General features: G+C 50.2%; 1 protein-coding gene. It reads left to right on the top strand.

Translation table 11 applies throughout. The features are described from left to right. Positions 1 to 279: sugar-binding domain-containing protein (locus ACSNOG_RS33205; protein ID WP_436756386.1), on the top strand; the 279-nt coding region annotated here is incomplete at both ends.

Genomic DNA, 279 nt, shown 5'->3' with positions numbered 1-279 from the left:
ATATAATCCCGTCGGTTCCTATATAAAAACGTTCGCAGTTCCGGACGACTGGAGCGGCCAACCTGTTTTTATCAGCTTTCAAGGCGTTGAATCGGCATTTTATGTTTGGCTGAACGGAGAGATGGTTGGATACAGCGAGGATTCCTTTACGCCCGCTGAATTTGATCTTACCCCTTACCTGGTGCAGGGCGAGAATAAGCTCGCCGTCGAGGTATACCGCTGGAGTGATGCCAGCTGGCTGGAGGATCAGGATTTCTGGAGAATGAGCGGCATATTCAG

It is taken from the genome of Streptomyces sp. URMC 124 (assembly GCF_051386455.1).
Taxonomy (GTDB): Bacteria; Actinomycetota; Actinomycetes; order Streptomycetales; family Streptomycetaceae; genus Streptomyces.
The sequence above is the reverse complement of the archived record's forward strand: the minus strand, read 5'-3'. Positions and strand labels throughout refer to the sequence as shown.